Source organism: Microcystis sp. M49636_WE2 (assembly GCF_030065375.1).
Taxonomy (GTDB): Bacteria; Cyanobacteriota; Cyanobacteriia; order Cyanobacteriales; family Microcystaceae; genus Microcystis; species Microcystis aeruginosa_C.
In genome coordinates this window covers 1-3,644 of record NZ_JASJFG010000679.1, presented here as the reverse complement: position 1 = coordinate 3,644, position 3,644 = coordinate 1, and the positions used below count along the sequence as shown (strand labels likewise).

General features: G+C 39.3%; 4 protein-coding genes. 1 reads left to right on the top strand and 3 read right to left on the bottom strand.

From position 1 onward, the window contains the following. Nucleotides 1-997 (top strand): mechanosensitive ion channel family protein (locus PX484_RS15650; RefSeq protein WP_288104628.1); only part of this gene is annotated, 997 nt, incomplete at its 5' end. Here PX484_RS15650 and PX484_RS15645 read toward each other — a convergent pair. The 3 genes from PX484_RS15645 to PX484_RS15635 form a co-directional block, all read right to left on the bottom strand. Continuing rightward, nucleotides 924-1,427, bottom strand: a complete 504-nt coding sequence (locus PX484_RS15645) for a hydrogenase maturation protease (protein WP_287670175.1) — start codon at nt 1,425-1,427, stop codon at nt 924-926. The genes PX484_RS15650 and PX484_RS15645 overlap by 74 nt on opposite strands. A gap of 425 nt (nt 1,428-1,852) precedes the next feature. Beyond that, nucleotides 1,853-2,344: a GNAT family N-acetyltransferase gene (locus PX484_RS15640; protein WP_287709777.1), complete on the bottom strand. Its 492-nt coding sequence runs from the start codon at nt 2,342-2,344 to the stop codon at nt 1,853-1,855. Between the two features lie 82 nt (nt 2,345-2,426). After that, nucleotides 2,427-3,644: translocation/assembly module TamB domain-containing protein (locus PX484_RS15635; RefSeq protein ID WP_288104626.1), on the bottom strand; the 1,218-nt coding region annotated here is incomplete at its 5' end.

Below are 3,644 nucleotides of genomic sequence, written 5' to 3'. Positions count from 1 at the left end.
TATTCTCTATTTTTATTTAACTTTTGTCCTTCGTCTTTTTCCCTGGACTAGAAAATTTGGTGATGGTTTTCTGCAATACTTTTTTAGTGCTTTAGAAGTTGTTTCCCAAGAGATAGCAAAATATTTACCCAGTATTTTTATCATACTGCTAATTATTTTTATAACTCACTATCTGTTGAGAGCAATTAAACCATTTTTCACTGGATTGGAAAGAGAAAATTTAGTAATTAATGGTTTCTATCCCGATTGGGCAAAACCAACCTATAATCTACTGTCACTGCTGATAATTGCCTTAGCTATAGTCATCGCTTTTCCCTATCTACCCGGATTTAATTCTCCTGCTTTTCAGGGGGTTTCGGTATTTTTAGGGGTGCTATTTTCCTTGGGTTCTACCTCTGCTATCGCTAATGTGGTGGGAGGAATTATTCTCATCTATACCCGCTCTTTTCAACTAGGAGATAAAATTTCTATTGGTGATGTTATTGGAGATGTGATTGAAAAAGGATTATTAGTCACCCGTATTCGCACACCGGCTAATAGAATTATCACGATTCCTAATTCATCGCTGTTAAACACCAATGTGATTAACTTTAGTGTCTCTCAAAGGGAATTCAAACAGCCTTTAATTTTGCAAACCACAGTCACTCTCGGTTATGATTTACCTTGGCGTAAGGTTCACGCAACCCTGAAAGAAGCAGCCCTAGCAATTGAATTTATTGTCTCAGAACCTGCTCCTTTTGTCTTGCAAACCAGTCTCGATGATTTTTATGTCAGCTATCAGCTAAATGCCTACACCGATCATCCTAGCAAAATGGTGTATATTTATTCTGAATTACATCAAAATATTCAGGATAAATGTAACGAAGTCGGTATCGAAATTATGTCTCCTCACTACAAGGCTCTCCGGGATGGCAATCACAGCACTATTCCTGAAAATTATCTGCCGGAAGATTATCAAAGTCCTGCTTTTGGTATTCAGTCAAATCCTCAGAAGTAATAATTTTACTAATAGCTTTAATCGCATTTGTCAAGCCCTTTTGAGTTATTGTTGATAATTCTTCACCAAATTCACAATTAATAGCAGGAATAAATATTCCCCAGGCCCTGGGAGTTTGTTGATAAATTGCTTGAGTTAATGCTAATAAAGAAGCGGGACTTTCTGCATGACCTAAATTATTCCATTCGGTAACTGCCGCTAATTTTTCTATCCAGATACCGGTTTGATTAGATAATACTGCATCAACAAAAATAACTAGGGAAGCATCAGCTATATCCGCCGCTAACTCAGGAGTCAATTGATGGGTAGCGATGACTTGCACATTAGGCAAATTCTCCTGGGCGATAATTTCGGCTATTCTCACTCCCACTCCGTCATCATTTCTTAAAGTATTACCGTAACCGATGAGCAGTATTTTAAAATTATTCATGGTTAAATAGAGGGAACAGGAGTTGGAAACTTAAGTAGCTGGTTATAATTAAATTAAAAATAGATTTTAGGTTTGATCCCCCCTGCCCCCCTTGATAAGGGGGGTGCCGATAGGCGGGGGGATCTGAAAGTTTTTAATACCTACCTACTTAAGTATAGGATATCTGGGATGCTCTCGATACAGAGCTTAACCTAATCGATTTATCTACTTCGATGCTCCGCTACTTCCCTAAACCTTTTAAACAGGATTTAGTATTAGAAGTATGTTGTCTTGGCATTTTGTGTGTTAATTTAGCATAAAGAGTAAGGAAGGGCCATGAAGACTATCTCTTTTCTCTCACCCAGAAATCATCTCTAGGCGAACCAGAAAATGCTGATATTCAATTAAGTCTAGAATTTAGTCTAGCTATGGGGAGAATTGCCTATTTAAGCGACTTTTTTCCCTAAAATGACTACATCAGCCAGAAAATCGTCTAGAGCGGCAATTTGAGGTAAATAACCCCATCGTTGAAAGCCGAATTTTTCAAAGAGACGAATACTGGCCTGATTGTGGGCAAAAATAATACAGATAAGATTAGATATACCCAATTTCGGACAGCAATTCAGGGCATATTCTACTAATAATTTACCGATTCCACGACCTTGATAATCGGGGGCAATATATAAACTAACCTCTGCCGTTTTTTGGTAAGCGACACGACCATAAAACATCTGTAAACTCAGCCAACCCACCACACGACCTTCGAGCGCTATTACCCAGATGGGATACTGTTCAGGATCGTGCTTTTTAAACCATTCTCGCCGACTTTCGAGGGAAATAGGCTTTAAATCTGCGGTTGCCTTGCGAGTGGGAACAGCAGCATTATAGATATCGATAATTGTTGGTAAATCTGTCTCTTTAGCCTCGCGAATAATCATAGAATATCAAGTAAGATGAAGTATAACCTAATTTTGCCTTGTCTCCTAACTTCTGAACTCTCCTATATCTCTCAATCTTACCTTAAAATTGGGTTTGATAGCGGACGGTAAACTCATTCAAATTGTAATCGTAGGAGAAGCGGATAAAAGACTGGGAATTAACTCGATAGACGGTTTCCAAATTGGGAAGAATATTAAAATCCGTTGCTCCGATCGCATTACTAACCGCATTTTCCACATCATACACGACTCCTTGGGCTAAGAGGGGAATTGCCAACTGAACCACTCCAAATTGAATTAATTGTTCCGTATTTTTCCCCTGTAAACCATTAAAAACCGACAGCAATTGTTCCCCCAAAAGTCGAACGATTTCCCCTTGGCTGCGGGGGGGAGTGCTGGTTAATTTAACTAGAGGAGTATTAAGCAATCCCTCATCTTCACCTCTAGCAAAAGCCACTGCTTGTAGACAATTAGCAGCTTTTTGTAATTCTGTATCTGTATAGTTTTCCTCCAGGGGAAAAGGTGGACTATCGGGACGAATTTGGCACACTTCATTGATATTACGTCCTAAATTTGGTAGCAAGCGGTTTAATTCCCCTTCAACGCTGAGGGTGACATCAATCCTTTGAATGCGATTGAGGCTATCATCGGGAATTTCATTACTAGGAAAATCCCCCCCCGGACGGGAGATAGCAAAATCGCGAGATTGAGAAAATTCGCTGAGAATTGTTCGCAGTTGAATATCAACAAAGGGATTAAAAAGTCCCAACCCGCGACTAGAATCGAAAACAATAACATTTTGATTGCGTCGGTTAAGAAGAAAACGAGTATCGATGTAGCTAACCCGTCCTCGCTCGAGATTAATCACTCCATTGGTTTGTAATTTCTCCAGTGAAGTGAGCGAACCGTTCAAGGTTAAAGCACCACTAAAATCAAATTGATACAAAGGTTCTTGTTCGATTGATAATCCCGCTAAAGACACTTGGAAATTATTTAAAACCGGAGTAATATTTGTCGCCTGAGGAATGTTGAGAGGCTGCAGCCAGCGACTCACCGGTTTATCCGTTTCTTGATTAATTTCTGCTGTGCGAGGAAGAAAAACTTTACCCCTAGAAAGACGCACATTCCCTCCGATAATTGGTTGCTGAATTGTTCCAGTTACCAGGGCATTCCCAGCAATTAATCCCCGATAAAGACCATTAATTGCTATATCTCCCTCTTGAATATTAACTGTTAAGGGATTAGGATTATTTTTGATGGCTTGAAAGAAAGGTAAAACTCCCACCACAGAAATTTGTCT